The organism is Marinomonas sp. AWM4_232, assembly GCF_056158325.1.
Window position 1 is genome coordinate 1884128 of sequence record NZ_JBSWTA010000001.1, and the last position, 16026, is coordinate 1900153.

The 16026-nt window shown below is 49.6% G+C and carries 12 protein-coding genes; 3 read left to right on the plus strand and 9 right to left on the minus strand.

Going from position 1 to position 16026, the window contains the following annotated elements; all coding sequences use genetic code 11:
• Nucleotides 1-178: 178 nt before the first annotated feature.
• The 5 genes from ACXAC1_RS08945 to ACXAC1_RS08965 form a co-directional block, all read right to left on the minus strand.
• Nucleotides 179-1831, minus strand: a complete 1653-nt coding sequence (locus ACXAC1_RS08945) for a BCCT family transporter (RefSeq protein ID WP_475060995.1) — start codon at nucleotides 1829-1831, stop codon at nucleotides 179-181.
• Between the two features lie 601 nt (nucleotides 1832-2432).
• Nucleotides 2433-2672 carry a formate dehydrogenase subunit delta gene (locus tag ACXAC1_RS08950; RefSeq protein WP_475060997.1) on the minus strand — a complete coding sequence of 80 codons (240 nt, stop codon included), beginning with the start codon at nucleotides 2670-2672 and terminating at the stop codon, nucleotides 2433-2435.
• A 21-nt stretch (nucleotides 2673-2693) separates the two neighbouring features.
• Nucleotides 2694-5567, minus strand: a complete 2874-nt coding sequence (gene fdhF, locus ACXAC1_RS08955; RefSeq protein WP_475060999.1) for a formate dehydrogenase subunit alpha — start codon at nucleotides 5565-5567, stop codon at nucleotides 2694-2696.
• A 2-nt stretch (nucleotides 5568-5569) separates the two neighbouring features.
• Complete coding sequence (locus tag ACXAC1_RS08960; protein ID WP_475061002.1) at nucleotides 5570-7144, minus strand: formate dehydrogenase beta subunit; 1575 nt, start codon at nucleotides 7142-7144, stop codon at nucleotides 5570-5572.
• A complete protein-coding gene (locus ACXAC1_RS08965; RefSeq protein ID WP_475061004.1) occupies nucleotides 7141-7641 on the minus strand; it encodes a formate dehydrogenase subunit gamma in 501 nt (166 codons plus the stop codon). Before ACXAC1_RS08965 ends, ACXAC1_RS08960 begins: the two co-directional genes overlap by 4 nt.
• Nucleotides 7642-8171: 530 nt before the next feature.
• Here ACXAC1_RS08965 and ACXAC1_RS08970 point away from each other — a divergent pair.
• Together ACXAC1_RS08970 and ACXAC1_RS08975 are read left to right on the plus strand one after the other, a co-directional pair.
• Nucleotides 8172-9737: a Re/Si-specific NAD(P)(+) transhydrogenase subunit alpha gene (locus ACXAC1_RS08970; RefSeq protein WP_475063806.1), complete on the plus strand. Its 1566-nt coding sequence runs from the start codon at nucleotides 8172-8174 to the stop codon at nucleotides 9735-9737.
• Between the two features lie 9 nt (nucleotides 9738-9746).
• Complete coding sequence (locus ACXAC1_RS08975) at nucleotides 9747-11150, plus strand: NAD(P)(+) transhydrogenase (Re/Si-specific) subunit beta (protein WP_475061006.1); 1404 nt, start codon at nucleotides 9747-9749, stop codon at nucleotides 11148-11150.
• A 71-nt stretch (nucleotides 11151-11221) separates the two neighbouring features.
• Here ACXAC1_RS08975 and ACXAC1_RS08980 read toward each other — a convergent pair whose 3' ends face one another.
• Entirely contained in the window at nucleotides 11222-12412 is a 1191-nt protein-coding gene (locus tag ACXAC1_RS08980; RefSeq protein ID WP_475061009.1) for an amino acid aminotransferase, read from the minus strand.
• 13 nt (nucleotides 12413-12425) lie between these two features.
• Entirely contained in the window at nucleotides 12426-13382 is a 957-nt protein-coding gene (locus ACXAC1_RS08985) for a DMT family transporter (RefSeq protein ID WP_475061011.1), read from the minus strand.
• A 174-nt stretch (nucleotides 13383-13556) separates the two neighbouring features.
• Between ACXAC1_RS08985 and ACXAC1_RS08990 the strand changes: the two genes are divergently transcribed.
• Nucleotides 13557-14024: an Lrp/AsnC family transcriptional regulator gene (locus ACXAC1_RS08990; protein ID WP_475061014.1), complete on the plus strand. Its 468-nt coding sequence runs from the start codon at nucleotides 13557-13559 to the stop codon at nucleotides 14022-14024.
• 22 nt (nucleotides 14025-14046) lie between these two features.
• Here ACXAC1_RS08990 and ACXAC1_RS08995 read toward each other — a convergent pair whose 3' ends face one another.
• The gene (locus ACXAC1_RS08995) at nucleotides 14047-14709 is read right to left on the minus strand and encodes a DUF1826 domain-containing protein (protein WP_475061017.1); all 663 of its coding nucleotides are present in this window, start codon (nucleotides 14707-14709) and stop codon (nucleotides 14047-14049) included.
• Nucleotides 14706-15926: a zinc metallochaperone GTPase ZigA gene (zigA, locus tag ACXAC1_RS09000; protein WP_475061019.1), complete on the minus strand. Its 1221-nt coding sequence runs from the start codon at nucleotides 15924-15926 to the stop codon at nucleotides 14706-14708. Before zigA ends, ACXAC1_RS08995 begins: the two co-directional genes overlap by 4 nt.
• Nucleotides 15927-16026: the final 100 nt, after the last annotated feature.

The following is a 16026-nucleotide window of genomic DNA, read 5'->3' on the forward strand; positions in this document are numbered from 1 at the left end:
ATCGCTTTAATGTAAAACAAAATCACACGCTGAAAAGTCGATTAACTCAGTATCAATTGTCAGTGAAAATCTAGGAGATTTGAGCTTGTGTCAGTGGGGTTAACAAAGCCTACACGGTTGTGAGGCTTTGTTAGTTCAGTGTAAAAATCAGGCGCTCAATACGCCTGACTCGAGTGTGTTAACGGTTATTTAAGATAGCGATGTAATGGTCTGTGCGACCTGTTTGGTCTTTAGGAGCAACTTCTCGTATTTGCTGAACCCCTTCAAAGTCAGCTCGAAGCGATTTGATTAGAGCAAACATCATCATAAAGATAATAAAAGCAAATGGTAATCCTGCGGCCAGAGAGGCTGTTTGTAGGGCTTTTAGCCCGCCCGCGAGTAATAATACCGCCGCTACAGCGCCTTCACTTAACCCCCAGAAAATACGGTAGCTAGATGGTGGATTCTCATTTCCCATGGATACCAAAGTGGTAATGACCAGGGTGCCTGAGTCAGACGATGTGATGAAATAAGTGATGATAAGAATCACTGAGATAAAGGCGACAATTTGTGTCAGCCAGCCAAGGTTCAACTGTTCAATGACAACAAAAAGAGGCTTAGAGATATCTTCGTTTACGGCTGCGATCACTCCGCCAGTACCAAAGCCCGCGTCAGCGAAAAGCTCCATAAACAGGCCAGTTCCACCAAATACTGCCATCCATAAGAAAGTGATTAATGTCGGAACGATCAGCACTCCCAGACAAAACTCACGGATAGTACGGCCTTTAGACACACGAGCAATAAACATCCCTACAAATGGCGCCCAAGCAATCCACCAGCCCCAATAGAAAACTGTCCACCAACCTTGCCATTGTCCTTGTGGGTCTGGATCAACCCAAAAGCCCATCGGGATAAAGTTTATAATGTAATCACCAATATTGGTTACAAAGAAGCCAAGAACAAAGACCGTTGGGCCAGCAATAATAAAGATGGAAATCAGAACGATCGAAAGCCACATGTTCACTTCGGACAGAATCTTGATGCCCTTACCCACACCCGATACCGCAGAAATCGTTGCCATAATCGAGACCACAGCAATAATAATCACCTGCTGAGTTGTGCCCACTTCAATACCAAACATATAGTTGAGTCCAGCATTGATTTGGCCTGCGCCAAGCCCCAGCGTCGTTGCCACACCGAAAAGGGTACCAAATACAGCTAAGAGGTCGGCGACGTGGCCACGCCAGCCAAAAATCTTATCACCAAAGATTGGGTAGAGTGCTGAGCGGATCGTCAATGGTAGATCGTGACGGTAAGTGAAGTAGGCCAAGGCGAGTCCGACAATAACGTATACGCCCCAACCATGCAGCCCCCAATGGAGAAAGGTAACTTGCATCGCTGTTTCAGCCCCATCAATCGTGTTTGCCGCTCCAGGTGCGAGAAAGGGGTTGTTCTGGATGTGGTAGGCAGGTTCTGCAATGGACCAAAACAATAATCCAATCCCCATGCCTGCTCCAAATAACATGGAAAACCATGAAAAGTAGCTAAACTCTGGACGATCATCGTCTTTTCCAAGACGAATCGTGCCATATTTAGAACACATTAAGTAAAAGGTAAATCCGACAAAGACACACATGGATAAAACGTAGAACCAATCTAAATTGGTTTGAATCCAGGATTGTACCCCGGAAAATAAAGAGGCGGCTTGTTCGACATCGTAAAGGGTGAAAATGACAAAGGCGAGGATTAACCCCTTAGAGAAAAGGGCCATGTTTGGGTTTAAATCCCGAAACATACCTTTCTCCGCGAGGATGACATAGTCCGTGTCAGAAGCTTTTGTTTTCTTATTCATAAGTAGACCTGTAGAGTGCTCTTGATCTTTTTAAAGTTACCGAGCAATGTGGAAGCCGTAAACGACCCTAGAATTTATATAGGGTATAAATACAGCTAATGCTAAGTGCATGAAATTAATTTTCGGGTATTGAATGGGCTCTTTGGAACAGTTTGAAAGATATAATTTTGTTTATATCAATAAATAAGCTATCGATTTCAAGGCATTGTTTTAAATCGAGTTTTATTGCCTGGTGCTAGATTAAACTGAGTTACCGTAATTGTGTTTTTTGGTTTTTTATTATTGTACAAACCTAGCTGCCCATAGGGTAAGTATTATACTGCTTTATGTACCAATACTTTTACCTCATCTCTGAAAGTTGAGAAAAGGTTAACATTTCGACGTTTATGAGCAAGACTTTACTCACAGGAAGATTAAAAAATGTTGTTGATAGATCGCGCTCTAAGCGCTTAGTTGCCTCTCTATGTAGGCTCTATTTGTTGAGATAAGGACGTGAGTCAGGTGGCTACGAAAGCCTATGTGAAGTTTTTATGAGTTATAGAAAAGCACCAAAAACCCTTCAAGGAAAGGGCCTTTTGGCGCTATTGTCACGTCATAGGATTTACATTTTTGCTGCTAGCTTGTCAGAGATACGTTGCGCGGCCACTTTTGCAGCGGGCTCGAACTCTTCTGTGCCCGTTGCCAGTTGCTCCGCTAGGATCTTCTTCATGCGACGAGACCAAAACTTGGTGATATGGCTTTCCACCATATCGGCCACGTCAGACTCGGTTCCCGCACTCACATTGTTTTGCGCAATGTGATTGATCATGGTTACGATGCTTTCTTCTTCAGTATGAAACATAGTTTATCTCTCAATACCTACTTATTTAACAACATCAGCGGATGACGCTGAGCCACGCAAGAACTTGTATTGGCGCTCGTGGTTGTCTTGGAAGTTCTTCTGCCACTCAGATGGCTGAGACACTTTCTCGACTTGCACCGCAGTGACCTTGTACTCAGGACAGTTAGTCGCCCAGTCTGAGTTGTTCGTGGTGATGACGTTTGCACCACTGCCTGGGTGGTGGAAGGTTGTGTATACCACGCCCGGTTGCATACGTTTAGCAACACGCGCACGCAATACCGTATGACCTGCACGGCTGGTGATGCCCAGCCAGTCACCGGTCTTGATGCCGCGTTCTTCTGCATCATGAGGGTGTAACTCAAGGATGTCCTCATCGTGCCAAGCTTGGTTGTCGGTACGACGGGTTTGCGCCCCGACATTGTATTGGCTCAAGATACGACCAGTCGTTAGTAACAGTGGGAAACGGCTGTTGGCACGCTCTGTTGTGGGTACGAATTCTGTCACCGCAAATTTCGCTTTACCTTCGTCACCGATTGGGAAACTTTCTGTGTGCATGATTGGCGAGCCCATTGGGAAGGCATCGTTACATGGCCACTGCAAGCTGCCGTGCTCTTCTAAACGCTCATAGCTTACGTTGGCGAAGCTTGGTGTTAGGCTGGCAATCTCATCCATGATTTCAGATGGGTGAGAGTAGCTCATTGGATAACCCAATGCGTTGGCAAGATCTACCGTTACTTCCCAGTCTTCTTTCCCTGCAACGGGTGCCATCACTTTACGAACGCGGTTGATACGACGCTCAGCGTTAGTGAAAGTACCGCTTTTCTCTAGGAAAGTAGAACCCGGTAGCAATACGTGTGCGTATTTCGCCGTTTCGTTCAAGAAGATATCTTGTACGATCAAGCAATCTAATGCCGACAATGCCGCTTCAACGTGTTGTGTGTTCGGGTCAGACTGAGCAATATCCTCACCTTGAACATACATTGCGCGGAATTCACCAGCGAGCGCAGCATCGAACATATTTGGAATACGCAGGCCTGGCTCGTCGTCCAGTTCAACGCCCCATGCTTTTTCGAAACGGGCACGGGCAACAGAATCTGCAACGTGTTGGTAACCTGGCAGCTCGTGAGGGAAAGAGCCCATGTCACAAGACCCCTGTACGTTGTTCTGACCACGTAGAGGGTTTACCCCCACACCTTCACGACCGATGTTACCGGTTGCTAGGGCAAGGTTGGCGATACCCATGACCGTTGTTGAACCCTGGCTGTGTTCTGTGACACCAAGACCGTAGTAGATCGAAGCGTTTTTCGCCGTGGCGAACTTACGCGCTGCTTCACGTACTTTCTCAGCTTTAACGCCTGTGATTTCTTCTACTGCTTCTGGTGCATGACGTTCATCGATGATGAACTCGCGCCATTTCGCGTAGGCTTTGGTATCACAACGAGAGGCGATGAACTCTTTGTCTTCAAAGCCTTCCGTCACAACCACGTGTGCTAGGGCGTTAACCATCGCAACGTTCGTACCTGGGCGTAGTGGCAAGTGTGTTGCGTCGCCTAGGTGTGGTGTGCTTAGTAGGTCGATCTCACGTGGGTCGGTCACAATTAAGCTTGCGCCTTCACGTAGACGGCGACGCATGAGCGAGCCGAATACCGGGTGAGCGTCGGTTGGGTTTGCTCCGATTACCAAAATACAATCTGAATGCATCACCGAGTCAAAGGTTTGTGTCCCCGCTGATTCACCTAGGGTTTGCTTCAGACCGTAACCGGTTGGGCTGTGACAGACACGCGCACAGGTATCGGTGTTGTTGTTACCGAATGCCGCACGGATCAGTTTCTGAACCAAGTAAGTTTCTTCGTTGGTACAACGAGAAGACGTAATACCACCGATGCTTTCACGGCCGTATTGCGCTTGAATGTCTTTTAGGCGTTTCGCCGCGAAACCGATAGCTTCTTCCCAGCTAACTTCTTTCCAAGGCTGGTCGATAGAGTCACGGATCATAGGCGCTTTGATACGGTCTTTGTGGGTGGCGTAACCGAATGCGAAGCGACCTTTGACACACGAGTGACCGTGGTTGGCATCGCCTTCTTTCGCTGGCACCATGCGTACTAGCTGGTCGCCTTTCATTTCAGCTTTGAAAGAACAGCCGACACCACAGTAAGCACAGGTTGTGGTCACACTGTGCTCTGGTGTCCCAATGTCGATGACCGAGTTTTCCATCAGGGTTGCGGTTGGACAGGCTTGCACACAGGCACCACAGGACACACACTCAGAATCAAGGAATGGCTCGTTTTGGCCGGCTGCCACTTTCGAGTCAAAGCCACGGCCATCGATGGTCAGTGCAAAGGTTCCTTGTACTTCAGAGCAAGCGCGTACACAACGTGAACAGACGATACATTTGCTCGCGTCGAAGGTGAAGTAAGGGTTAGATTGGTCTTTTTCAGCGTGTAGGTGGTTGTTGCCTTCGAAGCCGTAACGTACTTCACGTAGACCTACCGCCCCCGCCATGTCCTGTAGCTCACAGTCACCGTTGGCTGGACAAGTTGGACAGTCTAGCGGGTGATCAGAGATGTACAGTTCCATGATGTTACGACGCAGCTTAGCCAGCTTGTCGTTTTGCGTCGTGACTTTCATACCAGCATCTACCGGCGTGGTACAAGATGCAGGTGTGCCACGACGACCTTCGATTTGAACGGCACAGATACGGCAAGAGCCGAAGGCTTCTAGGTTGTCTGTTGCACAAAGTTTAGGGATGTTGATGTCATACATCGCTGCCGCGCGCATCACTGACGTACCTTCTGGTACGTTCACTTCCACACCGTCGATTTCTAGCGTCACCAGCTTCTCGCTCAGAGAAGCGGGTGTGCCGTAATCCTTATTAGGGTCAAAATGTTGCAACATGATCAGACCTCCTTCGCTTGGGTCGCTGAAGCTGCATTCTTAACGAAGTCCTCAGTAAAGTGCTGCATGGCACTTTGGACTGGGAATGGCGTCATACCGCCCATGGCACAAAGAGAACCGTCTAACATGGTGTCACAGAGATCCGTTAACAGTTCCATATTGGCATCGACGTTTTGGCCTGCGCGAATACGGTCGATCACTTCGACGCCGCGAGTTGAGCCAATGCGGCAAGGAGTACACTTACCACAGGACTCGGCGACGCAGAATTCCATCGAGAAGCGCGCTTGCTCACTCATGTCCACGGCGTCATCAAACATCACCACACCACCGTGCCCCAGTACGGCTTGTTTCTGGCTAAACTCTTCGTAACCAAGTGGCGTATCCCACTGGCTTTCGGGTAGGTAAGCACCGAGTGGGCCGCCCACCTGAACTGCACGTAGAGGACGACCGCTGCGCGTACCGCCACCGAATTCGAACATCAATTCTTTGAGTGTAGGGCCAAAGGCGAGCTCTACTAGGCCGCCGAATTTTACGTTGCCTGCGACTTGGAAAGGCAAAGTTCCGCGCGAGCGGCCAACACCGACATCCGCGTAGGCTTTGGCACCCTTATCAAGGATGAAGGGCACCGCAGCAAGAGAAAGTACGTTGTTCACAACCGTTGGTTGGCCAAACAGACCCACGATCGCTGGTAGTGGTGGCTTAGCGCGCACTAGGCCGCGCTTACCTTCTAAACTTTCGAGTAGTGACGTTTCTTCACCACAGATGTAAGCGCCGGCCCCCATACGCACTTCTAGGTCGAAGTGTTTACCACTACCTTGGATGTCAGCACCCAATAGGTTGTTGTCGTAAGCGGTTTGGATGGCGCGGTTTAGGTTTTCGATCGCCAGTGGGTACTCAGAACGACAGTAGATGTAACCTTGCGTGGCGCCGACAGCTAGACCCGCGATGGTCATGCCTTCGATCAGCATGAAGGGATCACATTCCATCACCAAACGGTCAGCGAAGGTTCCTGAGTCACCTTCGTCGGCGTTACAGACGATGTACTTTTGACCTTTTGGTGATTCTACGTCTAGAACGGTTTGCCATTTGATGCCAGTGGGGAAGGCGGCACCACCACGGCCACGTAGGCCTGATTCTTTGACGGCATCGACGATATCTTGTGATGACAGTTTGATCGCGTTCGCTAGACCTTTAAAACCGTCTTTTGCTTGGTAATCTTCTAGGGACAGTGGATCGTTGATACCTAGACGTGAGAACGTGAAACGCTCTTGACGTTTAAGGTAAGGAATTTCTTCAACTAAACCGACTGCAAGAGGATGCTCTACATTACCTTTGTAGAACTCTGCTGCAAATAACGACTCGATATCGCTGTCTTTTACTGGGCCAAAGCCGTAACGACCTGTGTCAGTGTCGACTTCTACCAGTGTTTCTAGCCAGTAAAGACCGCGCGTACCGTTGCGACGTACTTCAACGTCAACTTTGTGTTCTTCCGCTACGATTTCAATCAGACGAGCTATGCGATCAGCGCCGCGTGCTTTGGCCGTGGTATCCGAAGGAACGTGAATACGAAAGGTCATAGCAGAATCTCCACTCGGTCCGTTTTTAGCCCTTCCACAAGCTCATCAAAACGGGTTGTATCCACGTCCGCATGAATCTCATCGCCCACACGAATAGAGGGGCCACAAGAGCAATTGCCCAAGCAATAAACTGGCTCAAGGGTAATGTTGCGGTCCGCGGTCGTCTGGTGGTAATCCACCCCTAGAGAGGCTTTGGCATGGGCTTCTAGTGCTCGCGACCCTTGTGCCTGACACGCTTCTGCGCGACAAATCTCTACCACATGGCGCCCAGGTTGCTGTGTACGAAAATGGTGATAAAAACTGATCACGCCATGTACTTCGGCACGGCTTATGGTTAAGGACTGGGCAATCAACGCCACAGCTTCCTCTGGGATAAAGGAAAAGCGATCTTGGATGGCATGTAGAATCGGCAGCAAAGCGCCTGGCTTTGACTTAAGGTCATCGATTAAGGCTTGTGCGGTGACTGGCTCCCAGGCAACAGCTTTCGATGTGGTCATGGCGGTCTCCTCCTATTGTCCAGTCACGAAGTTGGCCTCGTAAGCTGGTGGAAGTGTTACTTATTATTGTAGTGGTAAGGCATCCGCATGAGGTCATCGATTCAAGACGCTCCTGCAACGTCTTGAATCTGCTAAATGCCTTCCTATGTTCAAAACTGCTGGCACAGTAGCACAGCCAATTTTGGGTCATTTATCTTATTGCGACACATTCGGAGTGAATGACGCATTTCCTCACACTTTTCTTTCGATCATTGCGACAGATCACTTAACCAGTATAGAAGGGTATCCCCTAAAAACACTCTTATACCTTGGACGTTTGTCGTTGTTTGAACGCGCGATCTTTGCTGGGTCGTCGTAATCGTGTCTTGTCCTGACGCTGGTGTGCAAGAGCATCACAGGACGCTAGTTTCTAATGGCTGACGCTCCATTGTGGGTTGTGGTGCTCAATTAAAGAGCGCGCAAAAGCACTGTTAGTGAGCGAGTAACTAGGTGTTGGTGACAACTTGGATAAAAATAATTACGGCATCATTATGAAGATTGGAATACCAAAAGAGATAGAAGACGGCGAGCTGCGGGTGGCCATGACCCCTGCGGTCGCGGAAAGGGTTAAGCAGCTAGGCTTTGATTTAGTCATTGAAAGCGGCGCGGGTGAAGCGGCGTCTTATTCAGACGACGCCTACCTTGCGGCGGGCGTGGAAGTGACCAGTGACACCAAAGCACTGTGGCACGATTCAGATATCCTTATAAAAGTGCGCCCACCGATTGAGCACCCAGAGCTAGGCTTTTACGGCATTGAGCTACTAGGTAAAGATCAGACGCTGATTAGCACTCTCTATCCTGCGCAAAATTCTGCCAAGTTGAACGAATTGGCTGCCCGTGGCACCAATGCTGTGGCGCTAGATGCCGTGCCACGTATCTCCCGAGCACAGAAAATGGACGTGTTGAGCTCGATGGCCAACATTGCCGGTTACCGTGCTGTTGTAGAAGCTGCACAACACTTTGGACGTTTCTTCACAGGTCAAATTACGGCAGCGGGTAAAGTGCCGCCAGCGAAAGTATTGGTGATCGGTGCAGGGGTTGCCGGCTTGGCAGCCATTGGGGCAGCGAAGAGCATGGGGGCGATCGTGCGAGCGTTTGACACGCGTCCAGAAGTCAAAGAGCAAGTAGAAAGTATGGACGCTGAATTCCTTGTTCTAAATTTCAAAGAGGAAGATGGCAGTGGTGAAGGCGGTTACGCCAAAACTATGAGCCCTGAGTTTATCGCAGCAGAGATGGCACTATTCGCAGAGCAAGCGAAAGACGTGGACATCATCATCACCACCGCTCTCATTCCAGGTAAACCTGCGCCAGAGTTAATCACTGAACAAATGGTGCGCTCGATGAAGCCTGGCAGTGTGATCGTGGACTTGGCGGCAGAAACGGGCGGTAACTGCAAACTGACCCAAGCCAATGAGATCGTGCATAAGCACGGTGTCACTATGATTGGTTACACCAACTTGCCAAGTCGTATGGCCGCGCAATCGAGTCAATTGTTTGCCACCAATATATATCACTTGCTAACAGAGTTGTGCCTGAACAAAGACGGTCAGATCGATCTGAACATGGAAGACGAAGTGATTCGTGGTGCAACCGTGGTGAAACAAGGCAACATCACTTGGCCACCACCAGCACCGCGTTTGTCTGCAGCGCCTAAGAGTGATGTCAGCGAGCCGTTGCCGGAGACAAAAGACATTAAGAAAGAGCAGAAGAAGCCCAGTGCGTTTGGTTTCCTTATCCCTGTCTTCATTGTTGGGGCATTGCTAATGGGCATCGGGAGCGTTGCGCCTACCGAGTTTATGGGGCACTTAACCGTTTTTGTATTGTCATGCTTTGTCGGTTACATGGTGGTGTGGGGGGTGAGCCACTCGTTGCATACGCCTCTTATGAGTGTGACCAATGCCATCAGTAGCATCATTGTCGTTGGTGCGTTGACACAGATCTCTAACGACAGCTCAGTGGTCGCGATACTCGCGGCGTTAGCCATCTTTATCACCAGCATTAATATCGTCGGCGGCTTTGCCGTGACGCATCGTATGCTGAAAATGTTCCGTAAGTAGGAGACGACAATGAACTTTGGAGTAATGACGGCTGCCTACATCGGAGCCAGTGCCTTATTCATCATGGCATTGGGTGGCTTGAGCCATCAAGAAAGCGCGCGCCGCGGTAACATCTACGGCATCCTAGGCATGGGCCTAGCAATGGCGGTGACCATCATCGGTGCCGTAACCGATAACTACGGCCTACTACTATTAGGTCTAGTACCTGGAGGTGTGATCGGTTACATCCTAGCAAAGCGTGTCGAAATGACATCGATGCCAGAATTGGTGGCGATCCTACACAGCTTGGTCGGTTTGGCGGCGGTATTCGTCGGCTTTGCTAACGCATTAGGTCACGGTGTGTACGAGTCGGTTGTGGCGCAGCGTATCCATGACGTGGAAACATCACTCGGCATCTTTATCGGCGCGGTAACTTTTACCGGTTCTTTGGTTGCTTACTTGAAACTAAGCGGCAAAGTATCGGGTAATCCACTGCAGCTACCGGGTCGTCATGTGATTAACCTTGCGATCGTATTCGTGTCTTTGTACCTAATCGTTGAATTCGCCGCGGTCGGTGCATCGGACGGTATGGTTTACCTAACCATCATCACTGTCCTTGCGTTGATATTCGGTGCTCACCTAGTGGTTGCGATCGGTGGCGCGGACATGCCAGTTGTCGTGTCGATGCTGAACTCCTACTCGGGCTGGGCCGCCGCGGCAATGGGCTTTATGCTCGGAAACGACCTGCTGATCGTCGTTGGTGCCCTAGTCGGTAGTTCGGGGGCGATCCTGTCTTACATCATGTGTCGTGCGATGAACCGTAAGTTCTTAAACGTTATCTTGGGTGGTATCGGCACTAAGAAGAAATCGGCTCCCAAAGCCGGTGCGGTGGAAGAAGAGCAAGGCGAAATTGTTGAAATTCATTCTGAAGAAGCCGCTGATATGCTGGAATCTGCAAAAGAAGTCATGATCATTCCTGGTTACGGTATGGCAGTCGCGCAAGCGCAGCACACGGTGTTCGAGATCACTAAGAAACTGCGTGAAAAAGGCGTCAACGTGCGCTTTGGTATCCACCCTGTAGCGGGTCGTATGCCGGGTCATATGAATGTATTGCTCGCAGAAGCGAAAGTGCCCTATGACATCGTTTACGAAATGGACGAAATCAATGAAGATTTCCCTAAAGTAGACGTATCGGTGGTGATCGGTGCCAACGACATCGTTAACCCTGCGGCGAACGAAGTAGAAGACAGCCCCATCGCGGGCATGCCTGTCCTAGAGCCTTGGAAAGGCAAACATACGATCGTGCTTAAGCGTGGTATGAGCCGCGGTTACGCAGGCGTTGAAAACCCACTGTTCTTCAAAGACAACACGCGTATGTTGTTCGGCGATGCGAAACAGACAGTGGATGCCCTATTGAAGCATTTAGCTGCTTAGTACGGCTCTTACTTTCGAGTGAGCTTTGTTTAAGTGGGTCCAAGGTGAACGCTTTGGTCCCACTCGCTTCGCTATTGCATGCGTTCAACGGCGAATAAACTGTCGGCAAAATACTCAATTTGAGAGGGTGCCAACCCTGCGATATTAAGGCGTCCATTGTCGAGTAAATAGATTGCTTTTTGAGTGCGTAAACGGTGTACGGAGTCCGCATCGATCCCTAGCATAGAGAACATCCCCTGATGCTGTTCGATGAAACTGTAATCACGGTTAAAACGATGTTCTAAAGCCTGACGCAGCTGCTTACGTGTGTTCTGGATATGCTGAGTCATATTGCTAAGCTCTGCCTGCCATGATGCTTTCAATGATTCATAAGACAGAATCGCTGCCACGATGGCCGCGCCATGATCCGGTGGCATGGTGTAGCTATTACGTGCGAGGCTTAATAATTGCGAGAGCATGCTGTCACTGGCTCTTTCCGAATGTCCTGCCATCATGGCGACGCCCACTCGTTCACGGTAGAGACCGAAGTTTTTTGAACAGGAGCTGGCCAACAAAAAGCTTGGTACTCGTTCAGTCAGATAGCGAGTGCCTAGGGCATCTTCTTCCAAAGAGCGACCAAAGCCTTGATACGCCATATCGATAAAAGGTAAGAACCCTGTCTTAAGCGACAGCTCTGTCACCTGTTGCCACAGCTCCAAACTCATGTCAGCGCCGGTTGGGTTATGGCAACAGCCATGCAGTACCACCACGTCATTGGCGCCCAGTTGTGACAGTTGGGCAATCATAGCATTGCTGTTTACTTGCTTAGTGGCCGGATCAAAGTATGGGTAATAACGAACGGCTAAACCCGCCGCGCGAAAGATGGGCTCATGATTGGTATAGCTCGGATCGCTAAGCCAGATCGTAGCATCCGCGTTGGTTCGCGCAATTAAGTCTGCGAGCAAGCGTAGTGCGCCGCTGGCCCCCGGTGTTTGTAGCGTGCGGACTCGGCTCGTATCCCATTGCTCACCCAGAATCAGTGACGTCATAGCACGGTTAAACCCTAAATGTCCTTGCATGCCAACGTAGGCTTTGCTGTCTTGTGCGGCGACTAAAGACTGTTCAGCGGCTTTCACTGCGTCAAAGACTGGCGTCTGGCCTAAGGCATTGCGATATACGCCGATACCCAGATCCAGTTTCTGTGAGCGAGTTTCCTGCAGACACAATGAGGACAGCGCCATGATTGGATCATGAGGCGCAGAGGAGAGAGATTCAAAAAACATACGAGGGCACCTCTTAACGGGAAAAAATGGATCGCAGCGACAAACCACTGGCTAACACAACACCACTACAGACCAATGCCAGTCCTAAGCCAGAAGCCATTGAAAGTGATTCATTCAGTAAAGGAATGGCGAACAAAGACACCAGCACTGGTGTTAGGGAACCAATGGCGGCGCTTAACTCAGCACCAATCAGGTTAATGGCGAAACCATAGGTGAAGCCTGCCACGATACCGACGAGCACCGCTTGCACAATAAACTGTGTCATGACCGTCAGTAGCGGTGTGTCAGCTATGCCCGAGGTAACCTGTCCGGAGATATACAGCAAGCCGAGAATAACACTCGAAACAAGGCACAAAAGCCCGGTAATCGCTAACGGAGGCAGGCCTGCTAAGCGCAAACAGATGGTGTATACCGCCCAGAAAAATGCGGCCAGTAGAAAGATCAGATCCCCTTTCCAAAGCTCCCCACCACCTTGCAGTATCGACATCAAGACGAGACTTAAAACACCTAGACCAATGCACAAAAGACCGACGAAGCGTTGCGACGAAATCGGTTCTTTGAAAACCAACACGGCGATAGCGGTGACAAACAACGGAAAAGTACCGGGAATCAATAATCCCGAATGTGCCGCTGGGGCGTAGCTGGCACCTAAACTACTGAGATAAAAGAACGGCACGCCCGCGCCAATGCAAACACCCAATAGCATCCATGGGGAGGTCGACATCAATAAACGCCAATCACGCATGACCCAGGGCAGTAATACCAACCCAGGTAACACAAAACGCATTAGGGCTAAATCAAAGGTGGTGAGGGCAGAGACGGCACCCGCGCGCATGGACAGCAGGAAACAGCTCCAAATAAACACCGTTGCCAAAGCCGACAGAACACCAAGCTTGAAGGCTCGACCTTGCGCGGTGAGACGATAGGTAGGTGCCGAGTTGGGGATCGTTGGAGAGCTAACATTCGTCATTAAGTGTGACCTCAATCCATATTGATGAGAGGGCGCTCTGGAATCGAAGCGCGCTTTAATGACTTCATTATTTAGCAAATAGGCAAAGCATGTCTTTGCTATGTTGATAGGTTTTACAGACTCAAAAGACACATTGTGCTAATTTTTAATCAAATAGTTTTCGAGTATGCCAATATGATGGATAAAGTGGATTTTGCGATCTTGCGCCAGCTACAAGACGACGGACGCTTAACGAATGTGGATTTGTCGGAACGCATTCATTTGTCGCCCTCGCCCTGTTTAAGACGGGTTAAGAAATTGGAAGCGGAGACGGTCATTACCGGATACCGTGCCACCCTAGATCGAGAAAAAGTTGGCTTAGGCATGACTGTCTTTGTGGATGTCTCCCTTGAGAATCACAAAGACCAAACCAGCTTGCAGTTTGAAGAGTCCATCATTGCCATGTCCAATGTGCTCAGCTGTTTTGTGGTATCGGGGCAGTCTGATTACCGCTTAGAAGTGGTGGTGCATAATTTGAAGGAGTACGAGGCGATTTTAAGGACCATTCAGACCTTGCCGTTTGTGAAAGACATTCATAGTAACTTTGCCATTCGAGCAGTTAAAACCGACGCTCCGTTGCCGATTCAAGAGGCCCAATCTTAGACCTCTTAAAACGGCCAAAGCACTAGGCCATATCCAAGGTTAGCAGCAAGCGCTGCTGGCCTTGTTCGACACCAGGAGAGCGGTGCACAATGCCGCGGCCTTCATTGCCTTCCCAGCGCTCGCCTTTTAACAACGCCACATCACCGACCGTGATTTGCTGGATGTTGGCATTGGCTTGGATTAAGCCAGAGGAACTGTCCGGTTGACCATTGCTACCACGACCTAGCTTGGAACGGTTTAAGCTGCTTTCCTCTAACCACTGGGTAGCGGGACCGGCAAAAGTGGTGATCAAACGGCAAGGCACTTGATCCACATGAAAGCGGGGACACATGGCGCGATCCACTTGTGTTAAACGTAAACCCGCTGTCTCTAGGTCAAACAAACAACAGTAAGCATCAACCAATAAAGCAATATCGCGAATCAAAGCATCACGACCTTCGACTTGAGGTAAACCACGTTTAAGGGATTGGCTGACGTTCTCAGGGGTGACGATTTGATTCAAGGAAAGGGGGCGGCCAGTTTGCAGCACAGCCGACACCGATTGTGCTGTTTCTGAGTCCAAATTGCGTTGCCATACCATCAAGTTCACATCGTCTTGATAGATGCCCGCGAGTCCTGATAATTCCTCTGAAAAGGCCGCGGTTGGAGAGGGCAGAGCACCAAATATTTCTTCGATCACACTCATGCTGCGGACTCCTGCCAAGCTTGGAAAGGGTCAGTCATCGCTTCCCATGCGTCTTTGCCAAGAACCAGTTCCTCATTCGTCAGGAGTGCGGCTTCTAGCGCCTGAGTCATGGCAGCTTGATCAAGGTTTTGGCCAATAAACACCAGTTCTTGGCGCATATCACCAAAGGGTTCGTGCCAATTTTCCATAATGGTCGCCAAAGAGGCTTCGTCAGTAGGCCAATGCTGTTTAGGTACCGCGCGCCAGAACATGCCTGCAAAACCGTATTGTGCAATACCGCCTGCTTGGCTCCATTGCCCCGCAAATTGAGGGCGTGACGCTAACCAAAAGTAGCCTTTAGAGCGAATCAATTTGCCATATTGCTCGGTGCTGTGCAGCAAGTCATAGAAGCGTTGCGGGTGAAAAGGCTTGCGTGCCACGAAACTGAAACTGGCAATGCCGTACTCTTCGGTTTCTGGTGTGTGCTCGCCACGCATTTCGGCTAGCCAACCTGGGGCTTGCTGGGCCTTCTCAAAGTCGAATAGTCCTGTTCCAAGCAGTTTCTCGTTAGGGACTTGGCCTCGCTCCATAGGAATGATCTCGGCCATGCTGTTTAAGCTACGCAGGATGGCTTTTAGCTCATTAAGTTCTGCTTCGGTGACTAGGTCAATTTTGCTGATCAGCAGTAGGTCGGCAAACTCCACTTGATCCACCAGTAAATCGGCAACATTACGTTCGTCATCTTCGCCTAAAGATTCCCCCGCCTCTTTGATGCTTTTGGCGGTGTTGTAATCTTTTAAGAAATTCACGGCATCCACTACCGTGACCATGGTATCCAAGGTGGCGATGTCCGAAAGGCTAACACCATCTTCATCGGCAAAGGTAAAGGTTTCTGCCACTGGCAATGGTTCAGAAATCCCGGTGGATTCAATTACGAGGTAATCAAATTTGCCAGCCTCGGCAAGGGCGCGAACCTCGATGAGTAAGTCTTCGCGCAACGTACAACAAATGCAACCGTTGCTCATCTCAACTAGCTTTTCTTCGCCTCGATTTAAAGACACTTCTTGTTCAACAAAGGCGGCATCAATGTTGATTTCACTCATGTCATTAACGATGACTGCGATGCGCAAGCCATCGCGGTTATTGAGTAAATGACTCAATAGGGTGGTTTTACCGGCACCGAGAAACCCTGACAGGACGGTGACGGGTAATTTTTTAGAATCGTTGATTGCTAGCATCGTTCTCTCCTCTCTCAACTAAATGTTATAACATAACATTTAGTTGAGAGAAAGATGGCGTCTTGTGCAGTCAACTTAGACCTGAATGGAAAATGCTTTT

What these genes read in the sequence shown, in the direction of transcription:
- ACXAC1_RS08945 (WP_475060995.1), bottom strand. Translation starts at nt 1,831, where the DNA reads ATGAATAAGAAAACAAAAGCTTCTGACACGGACTATGTCATCCTCGCG.
- ACXAC1_RS08950 (WP_475060997.1), bottom strand. Translation starts at nt 2,672, where the DNA reads ATGTTTCATACTGAAGAAGAAAGCATCGTAACCATGATCAATCACATT.
- fdhF (WP_475060999.1), bottom strand. Translation starts at nt 5,567, where the DNA reads ATGTTGCAACATTTTGACCCTAATAAGGATTACGGCACACCCGCTTCT.
- ACXAC1_RS08960 (WP_475061002.1), bottom strand. Translation starts at nt 7,144, where the DNA reads ATGACCTTTCGTATTCACGTTCCTTCGGATACCACGGCCAAAGCACGC.
- ACXAC1_RS08965 (WP_475061004.1), bottom strand. Translation starts at nt 7,641, where the DNA reads ATGACCACATCGAAAGCTGTTGCCTGGGAGCCAGTCACCGCACAAGCC.
- ACXAC1_RS08970 (WP_475063806.1), top strand. Translation starts at nt 8,172, where the DNA reads ATGAAGATTGGAATACCAAAAGAGATAGAAGACGGCGAGCTGCGGGTG.
- ACXAC1_RS08975 (WP_475061006.1), top strand. Translation starts at nt 9,747, where the DNA reads ATGAACTTTGGAGTAATGACGGCTGCCTACATCGGAGCCAGTGCCTTA.
- ACXAC1_RS08980 (WP_475061009.1), bottom strand. Translation starts at nt 12,412, where the DNA reads ATGTTTTTTGAATCTCTCTCCTCTGCGCCTCATGATCCAATCATGGCG.
- ACXAC1_RS08985 (WP_475061011.1), bottom strand. Translation starts at nt 13,382, where the DNA reads ATGACGAATGTTAGCTCTCCAACGATCCCCAACTCGGCACCTACCTAT.
- ACXAC1_RS08990 (WP_475061014.1), top strand. Translation starts at nt 13,557, where the DNA reads ATGATGGATAAAGTGGATTTTGCGATCTTGCGCCAGCTACAAGACGAC.
- ACXAC1_RS08995 (WP_475061017.1), bottom strand. Translation starts at nt 14,709, where the DNA reads ATGAGTGTGATCGAAGAAATATTTGGTGCTCTGCCCTCTCCAACCGCG.
- zigA (WP_475061019.1), bottom strand. Translation starts at nt 15,926, where the DNA reads ATGCTAGCAATCAACGATTCTAAAAAATTACCCGTCACCGTCCTGTCA.